This window comes from Petrotoga sp. 9T1HF07.CasAA.8.2 (genome assembly GCF_002895585.1).
Taxonomy (GTDB): domain Bacteria; phylum Thermotogota; class Thermotogae; order Petrotogales; family Petrotogaceae; genus Petrotoga; species Petrotoga mobilis.
Genome location: NZ_AZRI01000014.1, coordinates 90,517 through 106,805 on the forward strand (window position 1 = coordinate 90,517; position 16,289 = coordinate 106,805).

Annotated in this window: 17 protein-coding genes; 6 read left to right on the top strand and 11 right to left on the bottom strand. The window is 34.6% G+C overall.

Annotation, left to right across the window (positions count from 1 at the left end; translation table 11 throughout):
* Positions 1–135 precede the first annotated feature (135 nt).
* The 5 genes from X925_RS03495 to X925_RS03515 are packed head-to-tail and all read right to left on the bottom strand — an operon-like array spanning position 136 to position 4,960.
* Positions 136–681 carry an ECF transporter S component gene (locus tag X925_RS03495; protein WP_121959141.1) on the bottom strand — a complete coding sequence of 182 codons (546 nt, stop codon included), beginning with the start codon at positions 679–681 and terminating at the stop codon, positions 136–138.
* Positions 682–709: 28 nt separating this feature from the next.
* A complete protein-coding gene (locus X925_RS03500; RefSeq protein WP_158245394.1) occupies positions 710–1,411 on the bottom strand; it encodes a 2-phosphosulfolactate phosphatase in 702 nt (233 codons plus the stop codon).
* Between the two features lie 31 nt (positions 1,412–1,442).
* Positions 1,443–2,096 (bottom strand): histidine phosphatase family protein, encoded by a 654-nt coding sequence (locus X925_RS03505; protein WP_012207901.1) that lies wholly within the window; start codon positions 2,094–2,096, stop codon positions 1,443–1,445.
* Between the two features lie 17 nt (positions 2,097–2,113).
* A complete protein-coding gene (guaA, locus tag X925_RS03510; RefSeq protein ID WP_121959143.1) occupies positions 2,114–3,637 on the bottom strand; it encodes a glutamine-hydrolyzing GMP synthase in 1,524 nt (507 codons plus the stop codon).
* A 30-nt stretch (positions 3,638–3,667) separates the two neighbouring features.
* Complete coding sequence (locus tag X925_RS03515; protein WP_121959144.1) at positions 3,668–4,960, bottom strand: nucleotidyltransferase; 1,293 nt, start codon at positions 4,958–4,960, stop codon at positions 3,668–3,670.
* A 393-nt stretch (positions 4,961–5,353) separates the two neighbouring features.
* Between X925_RS03515 and surE the strand changes: the two genes are divergently transcribed.
* Genes surE through fmt form a run of 3 tightly spaced genes read left to right on the top strand, consistent with a single transcriptional unit; the run spans position 5,354 to position 7,609 of the window.
* Positions 5,354–6,112: a 5'/3'-nucleotidase SurE gene (gene surE / locus X925_RS03520; RefSeq protein WP_012207904.1), complete on the top strand. Its 759-nt coding sequence runs from the start codon at positions 5,354–5,356 to the stop codon at positions 6,110–6,112.
* 4 nt (positions 6,113–6,116) lie between these two features.
* Positions 6,117–6,653 carry a peptide deformylase gene (gene def / locus X925_RS03525; protein ID WP_121959145.1) on the top strand — a complete coding sequence of 179 codons (537 nt, stop codon included), beginning with the start codon at positions 6,117–6,119 and terminating at the stop codon, positions 6,651–6,653.
* Positions 6,650–7,609 carry a methionyl-tRNA formyltransferase gene (gene fmt, locus X925_RS03530; protein ID WP_121959146.1) on the top strand — a complete coding sequence of 320 codons (960 nt, stop codon included), beginning with the start codon at positions 6,650–6,652 and terminating at the stop codon, positions 7,607–7,609. Before def ends, fmt begins: the two co-directional genes overlap by 4 nt.
* Here fmt and X925_RS03535 read toward each other — a convergent pair.
* Together X925_RS03535 and X925_RS03540 are read right to left on the bottom strand one after the other, a co-directional pair.
* The gene (locus tag X925_RS03535; protein WP_121959147.1) at positions 7,596–8,363 is read right to left on the bottom strand and encodes a TatD family hydrolase; all 768 of its coding nucleotides are present in this window, start codon (positions 8,361–8,363) and stop codon (positions 7,596–7,598) included. The genes fmt and X925_RS03535 overlap by 14 nt on opposite strands.
* A gap of 34 nt (positions 8,364–8,397) precedes the next feature.
* The gene (locus tag X925_RS03540; RefSeq protein ID WP_121959148.1) at positions 8,398–8,820 is read right to left on the bottom strand and encodes a PPC domain-containing DNA-binding protein; all 423 of its coding nucleotides are present in this window, start codon (positions 8,818–8,820) and stop codon (positions 8,398–8,400) included.
* A 205-nt stretch (positions 8,821–9,025) separates the two neighbouring features.
* Between X925_RS03540 and X925_RS03545 the strand changes: the two genes are divergently transcribed.
* The 3 genes from X925_RS03545 (at position 9,026) to murA (ending at position 11,948) form a co-directional block, all read left to right on the top strand.
* Positions 9,026–9,859, top strand: a complete 834-nt coding sequence (locus tag X925_RS03545; RefSeq protein ID WP_121959149.1) for a Cof-type HAD-IIB family hydrolase — start codon at positions 9,026–9,028, stop codon at positions 9,857–9,859.
* Positions 9,810–10,622 carry a hypothetical protein gene (locus X925_RS03550; protein WP_121959150.1) on the top strand — a complete coding sequence of 271 codons (813 nt, stop codon included), beginning with the start codon at positions 9,810–9,812 and terminating at the stop codon, positions 10,620–10,622. Before X925_RS03545 ends, X925_RS03550 begins: the two co-directional genes overlap by 50 nt.
* 66 nt (positions 10,623–10,688) lie before the next feature.
* Positions 10,689–11,948: a UDP-N-acetylglucosamine 1-carboxyvinyltransferase gene (murA, locus tag X925_RS03555; protein ID WP_369973994.1), complete on the top strand. Its 1,260-nt coding sequence runs from the start codon at positions 10,689–10,691 to the stop codon at positions 11,946–11,948.
* Between the two features lie 61 nt (positions 11,949–12,009).
* Here the strand turns inward: murA and X925_RS03560 are convergent, their stop codons facing one another.
* From X925_RS03560 to secG, 4 genes are all read right to left on the bottom strand, one after another.
* Positions 12,010–13,386 (bottom strand): hypothetical protein, encoded by a 1,377-nt coding sequence (locus X925_RS03560; protein ID WP_121959152.1) that lies wholly within the window; start codon positions 13,384–13,386, stop codon positions 12,010–12,012.
* A 104-nt stretch (positions 13,387–13,490) separates the two neighbouring features.
* Positions 13,491–14,447 carry an S-layer homology domain-containing protein gene (locus X925_RS03565; protein ID WP_012207913.1) on the bottom strand — a complete coding sequence of 319 codons (957 nt, stop codon included), beginning with the start codon at positions 14,445–14,447 and terminating at the stop codon, positions 13,491–13,493.
* 99 nt (positions 14,448–14,546) lie between these two features.
* Positions 14,547–15,740: a tyrosine--tRNA ligase gene (gene tyrS / locus X925_RS03570; protein ID WP_012207914.1), complete on the bottom strand. Its 1,194-nt coding sequence runs from the start codon at positions 15,738–15,740 to the stop codon at positions 14,547–14,549.
* A gap of 15 nt (positions 15,741–15,755) precedes the next feature.
* Positions 15,756–15,992 carry a preprotein translocase subunit SecG gene (gene secG / locus X925_RS03575; protein ID WP_103064788.1) on the bottom strand — a complete coding sequence of 79 codons (237 nt, stop codon included), beginning with the start codon at positions 15,990–15,992 and terminating at the stop codon, positions 15,756–15,758.
* Positions 15,993–16,289: the final 297 nt, after the last annotated feature.

The window sequence follows — 16,289 nt, forward strand, 5'->3', positions numbered from 1 at the left end:
ACTCCTCCGCCTTTATTTTTTTTATAGTCCCTTGAAGAATTCTAAGACCCTTTTAAGCACCCCTTCGCCCCGCTCCCCACCCATAAGGAAAAGGTTTTATTATTTTGACCCAAACCCAGAAAATCATAGGAGTCTTTACCTTTTCGCTCCTCTATCTGCTCTAACAGAAAACGGCATTCTTTTCACAATCATCGGTATAAATAACAGTTGAAGAATTATACCTGGAATCCCGAACACATAACTCATCAAAATTGAAGTTAAAGGACTAAGGTTTATGTTAAGTATTAGTCCTATGGTGTAATAAGCTATCATATATACACCTCTACCTATCAACATTGATACTATAAGATTAAAATATATGTTTTTCTTATTTAAAAGTCCTGATATAAAACCGTAGGTTGCAACTTCTATAGTCATAAATATAAAAACAGGGAATGGTGGCATACCAAAAAGCAAGAAATTTAAAACAGGCATCAAAGCCCCTACAAGTAATCCAATCGTTGCCCCTTCCATGATACCAGCCATTAAAGCAACAAAATGCAACGGTAAGATTATTGTTCCCAGCATTGGATTGCCAATACCATGAACCAAAAAAGAAAAAATAACAACACCCAATGCTATATATACAGGCGATCTTGCGACTCTTCTTAGGGTTGTCTGACGAGCAGTAGTGTTTTCCATCTAAATCACTCCTATTTTGATGTATGAGCTAAATTGTAATTAAATTTTTGAACGTATAACTGTTTTGTTTTGAAAAAGGTACTACTTGAAACAAATCCATGTTGAAACAAAATTCCAGATCATCTTTGAGCCCAAGGTTTTTAAGCCTTTTGGCATGATCGGAATTCATAATTAAACTTCTCTTGCTATTTGTTAAATTTAAAGATACTTTTGCGCCATCGTTCAAGTGGTAAGTTTGCTTTTCGATGATTCTTTGAACAAATAATCCAGCTAAATATGAATCTTCTAAAGAAACGACCCCATTGGTACCAGAGCACACTATGCCAATATTTTGAAAATCCCTCTGTATTATGAAATCTACGACAGAAGAGAAATTTAGCAACGAAAGGGCAATCGTATCCCCAAGTTCGTTTATTTTTTTCATAGCTTTAGATCCGTTGGAAGTGGTTAGTACAATCGATTTTTTCCTTATTTTATCAGAATTATTTAAAAATTCCAACGGAGAATTGCCAAAATCAAAACCTTCTAACTTTATAGCCCCTCGTTCTCCAGCGAGTAAATATCCCATATTTTTCAATTCTTTTGCCATGTTGATGTCGTCTGTTACAAAAATTTCTTCAGCACCACAATGTAGTAATGCTGATATGCTAGAAGTAGCCCTTAAAAGATCGATAAGGACATAGATCTGATGATTTTTTATATTCTCATTCGGTAGAAAATAGACATTCAATTCTCGTTCAAAAAGACTTTCTTCTGTTATCTTAATCGATCTCCTTTTCTTCTGGAGTGAGATAGGTTTCTAGCCCATAATATTCGAGATGCCACGTTTCGTTTAAAGAAGCTAAAACGTATCTATAATCTCCTTCATATATAACGTGTGAGACAGACGTATTGTCAACTCTAAAAGAAGTGTGTTGATTAAGTGGAATATTGAGAATCCATGAAATAATGGTCCTAATGGTTAAACCATGTGCAACTACCACTATTCTATCCTCTAAGTTATGCTCCTTAACTATCCTTTTTATTGCCCTTACCGCTCTTCTTTGAACATCACCTAAAGCCTCAACACCTTCCACCAATGCCCAGATATCTTTATGCCAATATTCTAATTCTTCTTTGTAATTAAGAAGTATCTCTTCTAACTTTTTCCCATCCCAACTTCCTATATTACATTCGTTCAAATCAGGATCTTTTACTATTTGCAAATTGTGGTATTGATTGATGATTTCTCCCGTTTTAATAGCTCTTTTTAGAGCGGATGTATACATTGCATCTATTTTCATATCTTTAAATCTTTCTGCGGTTGCCTTCGCCTGACTAATTCCTTCTTCATCAAGCTCTACGTCTCTTTGGCCTTGCCAAATTCCCATTTTGTTCCAAAGTGTAGCTCCATGTCTTACTAAATAAATATCCAAAACTCAAACACCTCCAATTATTCCCATTCTATTGTAGCAGGGGGTTTTGATGAAATATCGTAAACCACTCTTGTAATTTCTTCAACTTCGTTGGTTATTCTGCTGGAAACTAAGTCCAAAATTTCAAAGGGAACCTTAGACCAATCTGCAGTCATTCCTTCCACACTATCAACGGATCTTAAAGCTGCCACATAGCCATAACTTCTTTTATCCCCAGTTATACCAACTGTTTTTACCGGTATTAAAACAGCGAAAGCCTGCCATACTTTATCGTACCAGCCTGTTTCTTTAAGGGTGTTTATAAAAATATTGTCTACCTTTTTTAAAATGGTGAGTTTTTCATCGTTTATTTCTCCCATGATTCGAATCGCCAATCCCGGTCCTGGAAATGGATGCCTGTACAGTATCTCTCTTGGGAGACCTAAGATTTCTCCGACGCTTCTAACTTCGTCTTTGAAAAGTTCTTTAAGTGGTTCCACTATTTTTAAATCTATATCCTCTGGAAGCCCTCCCACGTTGTGATGGCTCTTTATCTTGAATGTCTTTTTCCCGGATTTTGCACTTTCTATGACATCTGAATATATTGTTCCCTGTATTAAATACTCGCAACCTTCTTCTTTTTTTGCTTCTTGCTCAAAAACCCTTATAAACTCTTCCCCTATGATCTTACGTTTTTGTTCGGGATCGGTGACCCCTTTTAATTTGCTTAAAAATCGCTCCTGGGCGTCTACTGTTGTCAAATTCAAACCCATATAATCTCTGAACGTGCTTTCAACTTCTTCAACTTCGTTCATTCTCAAAAAACCATGGTTTACAAAGATAGCTTTCAGGTTGTTGCCAATAGCCCTGTGGGTTAGTACAGCGGCAACCGATGAATCTACTCCACCTGATAAAGCTATAATTGCCTTTTTATCACCTATTGTATCTTTTATTTCTTTTATCTTATTTTCAACAAAATCCATCAAGGTCCAAGAACCTTTCAAACCACATATACCCTGAATGAAATTTTTCAATATATCAATTCCAAATTCAGTATGTCTAACTTCGGGGTGAAATTGGATGCAGTATATATTTTCTGATTCGTTTTCAAAAGAAGAGATGATATTGTTTGAGGTGAGAGAAGTAATTTTAAATTTCTCAGGAACTTTAGTTACCATATCCTTGTGGCTCATCCAAACGTTAAACGTACTGGGAATCTTTTTAAACAAGAGGGATTGATCGGTTATGTTAATCTTCGTTTTTCCATACTCAGCTATACCTCTTTGTTCAACCTTCCCGCCAAGTTTCTTCGCTATAAGTTGCATTCCATAACAAATACCTAAAATAGGTAGTTCAGCGTTCAAAATTTCATCTGATATATCGGGTGCATCGATATCATAAACGCTGTCAGGTCCACCGGATAAGATTATGCCTTTCACATTGCTAAGGGATATATTATCGTCATATTGAATTACTTCTGAAAATACCCCCAGATCTCTAATCCTTTTTGCGAGAAGCTGAGTGTACTGAGAACCATAATCGATAACAAGAATCTTTTCCATTGAAGAACCTCCGAAAACGAAATGTTTTGATTATAAAATTATAACCCTTTGCTTTTTATCAGGTTCATATGAAGATAAATCCCTGTTTTTGAATAATAGGGTGTAAATATTACTTGCCAAAAAATCGTATTCAATCTGATTTAAATAGATTTCAGGAATACTTTGATACCTTTTTTTGCTTGATAATAAATTGTCGTTTAATCTATTATATATTTTTCTGTATGTCGATGGGGTAGTAATAATTGGATAAGCAGAAAGATCTTTCATTTTACCAAGTAACTCTTGCCCCTTCTCTGTGAAGGCTAAAACCCTTAAGTACTGTGGTCCGTGATTGTTGTATAATTTCACGTCTCTTTCTTTTAAATCAAAAAAAATCTTTAAAAGCGTTCTTTTTACTCGCGTCAACGTAAACCTTTTCGTCTTGACGTGGTTTACTAATTCTGTGAGGTTGGAACTTATTTTCGAAAATTTTGAATATCTAGTTTCTAATCCTTCTTTTACACCGTCTATTTGTATTAATTCTTCTTTTTTCATCATTCGCAGCTTACCTAAAATCATATCTCTCATATCTTCAAACATGATTGGAGCCTTACCTTTCTCAATCTCCCTAAGAAGAACTTCATATGAAAGGGATGGAACCCCCTGTCTAACTTTGTTCATATCGTTTTTTTCTATAAGATTTCGTATTGCAGTGGCACTGGAAATTTCACCCGTGAATTCTTTTTGATTATATTCCGCCTTTATTCTTTGAATAGTATGTGGTACGATCTTTGAACCATATAATTTTAGGGCATTTAAATACTCTAAACCTAAGATATCGTTTGATTGTTCTAATATGTCTATCACGTTGTGTTCGTAATTTGAAGATTCTAAATACTCGACTAAGGCAAACTTTCGAGCGTTCGGAAAAGATAAACCTTTTTTTAAATTCTTGTTGAGTAACTTTTTAAAAGTTTTGGGTTGTTCATATAAAATACTCGATATTTTATCCAAAACTTCTAAATTACTCGATTCACTTCCAAAAACTATATCTGTAACAACGTTCGTTCTCTCTAATACACCAATGGACCCCGTAGCGAAGCCACTCGCATCTTGTATACAATAGACAAAAGGCAATTCGAAGACGATGTCTACTCCCATATTTACCGCAACTTCTGCACGCGAAAACTTATCCAAGATTGCAGGTTCACCTCTTTGGACAAAATTCCCACTCATCACAGCGATAGTGTAATCAGGATTAATTAAAGTTTTAGCTTCTCTCAAATGATGAAGGTGTCCATTATGAAAGGGATTGTATTCAACAACTACACCTAAAACTTTCAAAATTGGTCTCCTTATGTAAAATATTGCCTTTTATATTTATTATACCAGATTTGTGTACATCATTTGCATGCATCCTTTGCTTCGCAAATGAGAATAAGGATGCTGTTTCAAAAGCATTACAAAAAAACGTTTTGCACAGAGCGGCAAAAGCTTCGCAAATGAGAATCGGAAAATATTTCTAAAACATTATGAAAAAGGGTTTTACACAAATCAGCGAAATACATCATTTGCTTCGCAAATGAGAAAAAGGATATTCTTTCTAAAGCATTCCGAACAAAGCTTTTTGCACAAAACAGCAAAATTAATTAAGTATTTAATGAATTATAATCTAAATATGTTAAAATTATAAAAAGCAAATTAATAGATATATTTAAAAAAGGAGTAGAAAGGCTTGTGAATATTTTACTTTCAAATGATGATGGAATAATGTCTCCAGGTATTATCACGCTAAAAACGTATCTCCAGCAAAAGCATGATGTTTACGTTGTCGCTCCCGACATCGAAAGAAGTGCAACAGGGCATGGAATTACAGTGAGAAACCCTCTTTGGGCTAAAAAAGTTAAGTTTGGAGATACTTTCTTTGGTCACGCAGTGAATGGAACACCTGCCGATTGTGTTAAAATTGGATTAGATGCGATATATAAAGACATACATTTCGACGTGGTAATCTCCGGTATAAATAGGGGAGCCAATCTTGGAACAGATGTCCTTTATTCTGGTACCGTTTCTGCGGCGTTGGAAGGCGCTGTTGGTGGTTATCCTTCTATCGCTGTTTCATGTGTTGACTTTTCCAATCCTAACTTTGAAGATGGAGCAAAGGTTGTTTTGAACATATTGGAAAAATTAGATTTGAACAATTGGCCAGAATTTACTACATTAAATGTCAATATCCCAAAAATCCCTTACGATGAAATGAAGGGGATAAAAATTACCAAGCAGAGTAGAAGAAGATACCAAGATTACTTTGAAGAAAGAAAAGATCCTTTTGGGAATTCTTATTATTGGATGTTGGGAAATATCATAGAAGATGATAACGATGACAATTCAGATTACAACGTAATAAATCAAGGTTATGTTGCTGTAACCCCTTTAAGTGTTTTCATGACAAAATATGATTTTATAGATGAATTAAAATCATGGTTGGAGGTGTAAGCATATGGAAGTTAGACTTATTGGGGACCCTGTTTTAAGAAAAAGGGCAAAAAAAGTGGAAAATTTCGATGACAATTTAAAAGATGTCATTGATGAGATGTTTTCTACAATGTATCTATACGATGGAGTTGGTTTAGCTGCACCTCAAGTGGGAATATCTTTGAGGTTTTTCATCATGGATTCTCGGGAAGAAAATGAAAAGGGCAAAAAAGTTGTTATTAATCCCGAAATAATAGAGTTCTTAGGAGAAGAGGTTAGCTTTGAAGAAGGATGCCTAAGCATTCCTGATATATTTGAAGATGTTGTTAGACCTGAAGGTGTGAGGGTGCGTTATCAGGATTTAAGTGGCAACGTTATAGAGGAAGAACTTCACGGGTATCAGGCAAGAATATTTCAACATGAAACAGATCACCTTGAGGGAATTCTATTCACTGACAAATTATCCATTGTAAAGAAAGCCAGGTTAAAAAAGGAATTGAACCAACTAATAGAAAAGGGCAAAAAACGTGCATGGGAGTTAGGTGAAACGGTAAAAACATGACAAATAGTAAGGATTTTAAAATTGTTTTCATGGGGACACCTGATTTCGGTGCCCAAGTTTTGGAAGAACTAATAAAAAACAATTTCAATGTTGTTGGAGTATTTTCCCAACCTGACAGACCTAAAGGGCGTGGTAAAAAACTTCAATCAACACCAGTGAAAGAAGTTGCCTTAAAATACAATGTCCCGGTATTTCAACCAAAAAGTGTTAATAAGGGAGAGGGGTTTGACTTTTTGAAAGAGCTGAACCCTGACATTATTATCACCGCAGCTTTTGGAAAAATATTAAAAACAAATGTTTTAAAACTGCCAACAAAAGGGTGTTGGAATGTACATGCTTCTCTACTGCCGAAATATAGAGGAGCTGCCCCAATTCAACGAGCTATAGAAAATGGAGAAAAAGAAACAGGAATCAGTATTTTCAAGATGGTAGAAATTCTGGATGCAGGAGATATTGCCATTCAAAAACGTGTCCCCATTGAAATAAACGACAACTATGGTGTTGTTTATGAAAAATTATTATCACTTGCAAAAGAAACTGTTTTAGAGTTTTTGAACTCATTCGATCATTTAACTTTGAAACCACAAAACGAAGAAGAAGCCTCATATGCAGAAAAAATTACAAAAGAAGATCTAATTGTAGATTTTAATAATGATGCTATAAAGGTTCATAACAAGATTAGAGCTTACGATCCATACCCCGGGGTAAGAAGCGTCTACGAAAAAGAAGAGGTAAAGATATTTGGGTCAGAATTTTCTGCTAATTTGTTGACCATAGAAAATAAAGAAGAATCTGGAACAATAATAGGTATTGAAAAAGACGGAATACTTGTAAAATGTAAAAATGGGGCTGTAAAGATAAAAGAGATACAATTCCCTGGTAAAAAAAGAATATCTACAATAGATGCCGTCAATGGGAAAAAACTAAGATTATTGGGACACTTTAACCCTTATTAAAGAAAAGCTTTTCAGCATTGCTTTTTGTTATTTCTTTCAAAGTTTCAACATCTATCCCTTTTATTTCTGATATCTTTTCATAAACATATTTTACATAAGTTGGGTTGTTTCTTTTTCCTCTGTAAGGTACAGGGGGTAAGAAAGGCGAATCTGTTTCAGGTAAAATTCTTTCAACAGGTATTTTTTCAACCACTTCTCTCAATTTATTATTTTTTGGATAAGTAATTGGCCCATCAAAACCTAAATATAATCCCAAATCCAAAAATTTCTCAGCCATTTCCCAATCACTTGAAAAGCAATGAACGACACCTCTAATTTCTTGCAACCCTTTCTTCTGCAAAAAATTGTATGCCTCTTCATATGCGTCTCTAATATGAAAAACTACCGGTAAGGCCATTTCTTCAGCAATATCTAATTGTGCATCCAAACTTTTATACTGGTCTTGTTTATTCGTTTCCCAATAAAAATCCAAGCCGATTTCTCCAATTGCTACAATCTTAGGCTTTCCTGCCAGTTCTTTTATTTCATCTAAATCTGTTTCCTTTAATCCCACGCTTTCAGTGGGATGTATTCCGACAGCTCCAAATATTTTTTCCTCATCTTTTACAAAATCAACGACACTTTTTGAAGACTCTACATTTATACCAATTTCTATCAACAGATCCAACTCTTCATTAGCTTTTTTCAACATCTCTTGCCTATCATCATCAAACTGTTTGAGTAACAAATGGCAATGGGTATCAATAAAATTCAAATTATTTGCTCCCTTCTCAAAATAGACTTCACTATCACCTAAAATTATACAGATTGAGACCTACTTCTGAATCAAATTTTCTATCTACTGTACCTTCTATGCTTTCAACTACTATTTCCGCGGTTCCACTGACTATTGCAGAATTCAAATGACCACCATAAGAATGAAGATCAGAATCTGAAATACTCACATGTAAATGCAAATAAGTCTCTCCATTCATAGTAGATATGTTACCTGTGAGATTCAAAATTTCAAAATCTCCTTTAAACTCTTTTGAAAAGTATTTCTTTTCATGAGTATTGAACAAACCAATAGTTATAGCGTTCGTGGAACCCAAACCATATACAGTGCCCAATTTTATTGAATTTTTTGAACAAAAATCTTTCAATGTTGAAACGATTTCTTCCCCCTTATCCAACCTAACTATGTATTTACTACCAAATTTAGCAAAATCCATCTGGCACTCCCCCTTCAATTAGATTATAAAAATCATACCACACATTTGTTATGATGGCTTTAAGCAAAAGAAAAACATTGTTAGTTTGCTTTATTAATTTATAATTAATGATTTATATGGTAAAATAGTATAAAAGAAGGGGCGCTAATACTCATAAAAGAAGAAATTTGTTTTAAAAAAGTTACAGTTTGGAAAGGGGAAGAATATGAAAAAAACCTTTGTTTTTGATTTGGATGGAACTCTTTTAAATTCTGAGGTAAGAATTTCGCCAAAAACATACCAAGCTTTGAAAAAGTTGAAAGAAGAAGGACATATTATAATAATAGCAAGTGGAAGAATGTACGCTTCAACTATGTACGTAGTGGAAAACTTTCTACCTTTTTTGAAAGGGAATGTGATTATTTCCTCATACAACGGGGGATATATAGTCGATCACAATGGAAAAGTAGTTTTTGAAAAAGGTGTAGCAAATGAAAGTGCAATTAAATGTATAAAATTTCTTAGAGACCTTAATATCCACAGACATATCTATATAAACGATAAACTTATTTCGGAAATAGACGATAAAGAGATTAGAGATTACTCTAAACATTCATTTGTTGATTACGTACTGGTAGATGATTTAATAGCTGAAATAGAAAACTCAGCTCACCCAACATTAAAAATATTGGCAATTGGAGAGCCTGATAAAATAGACCTCGTTAAAAAATTAGCGGAAAATGAGCTCCAAGGAGAGTTTAACCTAATGAAATCTTGGGATATCTATTTGGACTTTATTCCTTACGGTGTCTCCAAAGGAAATAGCTTGAAGATAATTTCAAAAATCTACAACTTAGATCCAAATACTCTTTACGTTTTTGGTGATTCCGAAAACGATATAGACATGCTTGAATTAACAAAAAACAGTTTCGCGATGGGAAACGCTAAAGAAGATGTAAAAAAAGTAGCAAATTACTTGTTACCAAGTAACGATGAGGATGGTGTGGCATATGCCATTGAAAAGATACTGGCTGATGATCTCGATAATGTTAATATTTAGCTTTACTTTTGGAAGTATATACGATATAATAAAAGAGGATAATCAAATAGTTGGAAAATTTTTTCATACTTTAACCGATATTGAAAATACTGAATTAGACCCAAATTACATCGTGGGCTATTTTTTGGATTTAAATGAGATAGATCCCGAGCTTTGTTATTTGGCTTTAGGATCAGTTAGAAACTTTTCTTTAATTCAGGATTTTTCAAGAGAATTAGGTCATCACCTTAAAAATTTGGGAATAGATTTTGTTGTGTTCGGTAATTTAATGGTTTTGGAAGAAGATGCTAATGATCCTTTAAAGTATATTGGAAATTCACCTTATTTGATATCTGAAATTCTTTATAGAATGATAAGAGGGTTAGAAACAAGTGGAGTTACCCCTGTAATCATTGTAACCTCCAAAGACGATAGAAATGCCACACAATCATTACTTCAAAAGAGTGGATCGTTTTATACTTATTCAGATCAAATAAAAAATGTGGATATCTTTTTTGATGGTAATAATCTTTATTTGCAGAAAAACAATCTATTTTCACTTCCGTGGAATTACGGTAAAGATACTCTCGAAGAAACAATTCAGGAAATTTTTAACAATAGCATCGTATTAACGGGATGGCGTGATGAAGGAGAAAACCTACTATATAGAAAAATAAATAATACAGATATAAAATCCGTAACGTATTTTTCTAAATCGGTTGAAGAAAGTGCGAAGAAGGTTTTTTCTGGTGAATTACTACCTACCGGAAATAAAAATTGGTAAACGTTCTTTCATTATTTCTTAGGGGGGCTAAAATTGAAAAGTATTGGTTTAGATACATCTGGAAAAATGATTGTAAAAGGGCCTCAGAAGGCAAAAGGAACTTTAACCGTTTCTGGAGCAAAAAACGCTGTGCTACCAATTATGGGAGCTTCTTTACTCACCGACGATGATATTGAGTTAAGGAATGTTCCAGATTTAGCCGACGTGAGAACCATGATTGAAATACTAGAAAGTGCAGGAAAAGTTATAGAACGTTTCGATGATCAATTGATAATCAAAAGTTCAGGTAATGTCAATTCTGAGATTCCATATGAACCCGTAAGAAAAATGAGGGCCTCTTTCAACGTTTACGGCCCATTAACCCTCAGAAATGGCTATGCAAAAGTTGCACTTCCAGGTGGTTGTTCTATCGGTGCAAGACCAGTGGACTTTCATTTAGAGGGTTTAAAAAAGCTCGGAATTGAAAGTACGATTGAACACGGTTTCGTAACCAGTAAATTGGACAATCCCAACAACCTAATAAATATATCCTTGCCTTTCCCAAGCGTTGGAGCTACGGAACACGTTTTAACCACCGCTTGCTTATTAGAAGGCGTAAAAACGACTATCACCAATTGCGCTATAGAGCCAGAAGTAACTGATTTAGTAAACTTTCTAAATAAGATGGGAGCCAAAATTACAGGTGGGGGAACCTCAATATTGAAGATTGAAGGCGTAAAAAAATTATCGGGGGTAAAATACACCATAATTCCTGACAGAATTGAAGCTGGTACATACATCATACTAGGTAAACTCGTGGGCGAAAAACTAACCATAAAAAATGTATCTGCTGAACATCTAAATAGTTTATTCTCAGTATTTGATAATATTGGAAGCCCAGTAGATTACGACGAGAAAAAAAGAGAGGTAAAAGTATCAGAAACTCTTCTCAATCCATTAAATAGTATCAGCATGGAGACAGCTCCTTTCCCGGGATTTCCAACAGATTTGCAACCTCAGATCACAACATTTTTATCTTTGGTCCCAGGCAGATCTACAATAACAGAAACTGTGTTTAAAAGTAGATTTTACCATATTGACGAATTGAACAGAATGGGAGCTAAGATTAGGGTAGAAGACAACACGGCAATTATAGAAGGAGTAAACAAACTATCGGGAGCGCCTGTAGAAGCTACAGATCTTAGAGCTGCCGCAGCATTACTTATAGCTGGACTCGTTGCAGAAGGAGAAACAATTATTTCGAATGTGGATCATATCTTTAGAGGATATGAAAACATACACGAAAAATTGGAACAAGTGGGTATAGAATTAATTTATGAAAAATAATGTTTTTTAGTTTTTAAAAAAGCTGGCTTCTTATAGCCAGCTTTTTGATTTATCAATCATCTCAGAATTTAAATTCAGCTTTGAGATATAGATACCAGTGTAGATCGGTGAGTGGATCGGCACCAATTACTTTACCTGCTAGGTTCAATTCTTCATTACCAAGGTGTGCTCCAGCAGATACATAGTCATTATATTTATAAGAAACTTCACCCATATAAGCTAATTTGTTATCGTCAGATTCGTCTTTATTATCAAAGAAATAATACACATCGGCAGCTAAAGTAACTTTTGTATCTGGTACAACATATTCAACATACCCATGTGGTTCAACAGTTATAGTTCCTTCGTTAGTTAAATCTTCGAAAGAAACAGGAACTTCTACTCCTGCTGAACTTTTATCGGAAATAGCGTAATCAACGGCCGCCATAAGATCTAAGAGATAAACAGGGTCTTCTTCTAACATGTCAATTGTGAATGTATCAGTTAACTCTACTGTGATAGGTGTTGCAAGATAGCTCAAATCTGCTCCAGCTGTGATTTCTTGTTTGTCAGCAACAGAAAAATAGGAAGAAGAAGTAAAATTTTCAGCCTCTTTTGCATAAACTGTTCCTAAGTTATTCTGCCATGTGAAACCAACGTGAGGTGTAACTGTTAATGTATCCATTTTATATGGGTATTTATAAGCAGCATCTACTCTATATGCCGTAGCAGATGAGGCCTCGTCAGAAGCATCTAAGAAATTCAGTAAACCAAAAGCTAAATCAGCACTTAATTCACCAGGAATTGGCACTTCTGTAACTTCTACTTCAACCGTAACTCTATTGTTGGAGGCATCTTCAAATTTGAAAGCTCCAGCAACAAGACCTTTTACTCCACTTACATCGAGATCGTAACTAGCACCTAAAATCATATTCCCAGGGATTGCAAAGTCTCCTGTAGCATGTTCTGTAACCTCTCCAGCTACTGTGTCAGCTAATACGACATTAACTCCGTAATCTGTTAACCCAAGTTTTAAAGAACCTACAGCTTTAGTAAATCCGCTTATGGTGTAATCACTTAAAGCTATAACACTTGGTTGGAATCTTAACAACCATGCTTCTTCTTCATATTGAACATAGCTTAAACTTAATCCCGGTTTAACAACAACACTTGTTAAAACATCTGTATCTGTTGCTCCAGCTGTTGTGGTAACTTCCGTTGATTCAGTAGTCACAGTCACAGGTGAAAATGTAAAACCTGCTGTTAAAGTTGCCGGAAGTGTTTCAGTAAATTTAACATCGATGCTGAGCTTTGGCTTCAACACCTGTTGGATATCCAAAGCACCCTCATCCATCTTGAATTCAAAACCAGCTGTACCGCTAACATCATACACTGGCTCTACTGCAAAAAGTGCAAATGAAGCAAAAACTACCAACAAAGACAATAAAACTTTCTTCATACAAAAACCCCCTTCTACTTTTGATTTAATTTTTTAAAAAATCCTTACTATTATAGCAAACATCCATAGTACTTGTCAATACGAATCATACATTTGATAAAATTTTATTGAGGCATGAAGATACCAACGGCACCTAAAATAACTCCCAAACCAGCTACTAACCATAACATTGTTTTATCTTGCGCTTTTTGTATTTCTGCATTTTGAGCTTCAACTTGTTGACTTAACTCTGTTATCTTTGCTTCGTTAGAAGCAGCTTTTTTTGCTAAATCTGGTAAAGCCTTAACATACATCTGATTTAGCTCAGCTATAGTTCTTACTTCTGCTAAATCTTGAGACAAAGATGCGATTTGCTCTTCATTTGTAGATACCCTGCTACTTAATTCGTCGATCTTGTCGTAAGTATCGTATTTGAGATTCAAATGTTGCCTAGTCATACTTGTTTTGAATTCTTCAAGCGAAGCAATCCTTTCTTCGTTTGAAGCTACTTTCTGAGAAAGCGAAGGCAATGCTTTGACAAACATTTGATTTTGTTCAGCTAAACTCTTTGTTTCTTCTACCGTTACCTCTAATTGACTAACCGTTGCTTTTAAACCAGCTACGTCCTGACTAACTGCCAACAGATCAGTCTCTAAAGCATCACCAATGTTTTTGGCTCTATAGGCTGTCTTTTTAACATCTTGATATGTTGCCTGCAGATCGGATAAAAGATCATCCGCTTGCAACTGCTCATTCAATGAATTGAACTGACTTTCAACGTTATTTACCTTCTTTGAAAGATCATCTACTTTGACTTCCAAATAGGCTAAATCGCTCGTCTTTGCGATTTCAGGAGAGTTTTCTAAATAAGTTACCAACCTCGACATCCAAACTGCTGCATCCGACCTTGTCAAAGGTTCATAGCCTCTAAATGTTGGTTCGTCTACAGGAATTACACCTTTTTCAACCAGCTTCATAACGTAATCATACGCCCAATGATCCTCTCCTACGTCGGTGAAGCCAAGTGAAAAAGCAGACACCACAAATACCATTACTGCAAATAAAGCAAGCGTTTTCTTCATTCTTCCTTACCCCCTTTTATGATTTTGATTTGATAAAAAACTACTTTTCTCAAAAAACCGTCACTATATTATACTATATTTAAAGAAATTTTGCAAAATCTATTTCATCTTTTTTATTTTAAAAAAACTCTTTTTCCCAACTCTTAATATAGCTCCATCATCACAATCAACAACATCTTTGAAATCCTTTATTTTTTCGTCGTTGATTCTAATGGCACCTTGCATTATAGCCCTTTTTATTTCACTGTTGCTATCGTAAACGTTGGTCTTGGAAACTATGTCTAAAATCGTTTCTCCACTTTTAATTTGAATCTCTGGCAAATCTTCGGGCATTTCTCTTTTCTGGAAGATTGAGACAAAGTTTTGTTTAGCTTTTTCTGCTTCTTCTTTATTATATAACAAATTAACTATTTCTTCTGCTAAAACCATTTTAATATCTCTTGGATTCACTTCTTCACTCTTCATTTGATTTTCAATATCTTTTATTTTATCTTTTGGAGTATCTGTTAAATATTTCATATACTTAATAATAAGATGATCAGGAATAGACATAACTTTACCGAAAATATCTTGTGGAGAATCGTTAAAAGCTATATAATTGTCGTAACTTTTACTCATCTTTAGGTACCCATCTGTTCCTTCAATCAAAGGCATTGTAAGCACCACTTGTGGGGACTGACCGAACTCTTCTTGAAGCTTTCTTCCAACTAAAAGATTGAAAAGTTGGTCTGTACCTCCAAGTTCCACATCAGCTTCAATAACAATAGAATCATACGCTTGTGCTAAAGGATACAAAAATTCAGATATACTTATAGGCTGATTTTCTTTTAACCTTTTACTGAAATCATCTCTTTCAAGCATCCTGGCAACTGTGTATCTTGATGATAGGTTAATTATATCAGCAAAAGATAATTTGGAAAGCCATTCGCTGTTAAATTTTACCACAGTTTTATCGGGGTGAAGAATTCTAAAAGCTTGTTCAACGTATGTCTTTGAATTTTCTCGGACTTCATCTTCAGAAAGTAAAGGTCTCGTTTTTGATCTTCCAGAAGGGTCTCCTATTCTTGCCGTGAAATCCCCGATTATTAAGTAAACTATATGACCTAACTCTTGAAACTGTTTTAACTTTCTTAAAACAACAGCATGGCCTAAGTGAAGATCTGCTCTAGAAGGATCCACTCCCAACTTAACTTTTAATTGGCCTTTTTCTCTTAATTTGTTCAAAAAATCTTCTGGTGTAATAAAATCTACGGAATCTTCTTGTATAATTCTAAGTTGGTCTTCAGGGTTCAAATATTGGTTCCTCCTTTAAGCTATTATCCAAGTTACCAAAAAACAGTTGATCATGAAAAGTATGCCAAAAGCTAGAGCAATTTTGGAGGTTTTATCTAGCCCTTTTTCTCTTCCAAAATTGGTGGCAGAACCGCCTGCACCAAATGCCCCACCTATTTCACTGTTTTTTTGCATTCTTTGCAGTGCAAAGTAGATTACTCCTAAAGCTAAAATGATATGAATAATTATAAGCAAGACTCCTAGAAAACCCATAAATTTCCTCCTCTTTATAACTTAGATTATCAATGAAATTTTATAATTCCTTTTTTATTATATCATACGAATAAACGTTATGCAAACCTTTTTCAAATTTCTTAAAATAGAGAAAAACGAAGTTTTTCTCACTTATTCGATGATAATCGCCTATAATCGTCTCTAATCAGGAATAATTTGATTAGCTTTTTTTTAATCAAAAAGGTAAAATAAGATTGAGTAAAAAAGGAAACGGTTCCTTATTGGTGGAAAGCGGGGCGAAGGGGCAAATACTCCTTTATCCTTTAGGTAAAGGAG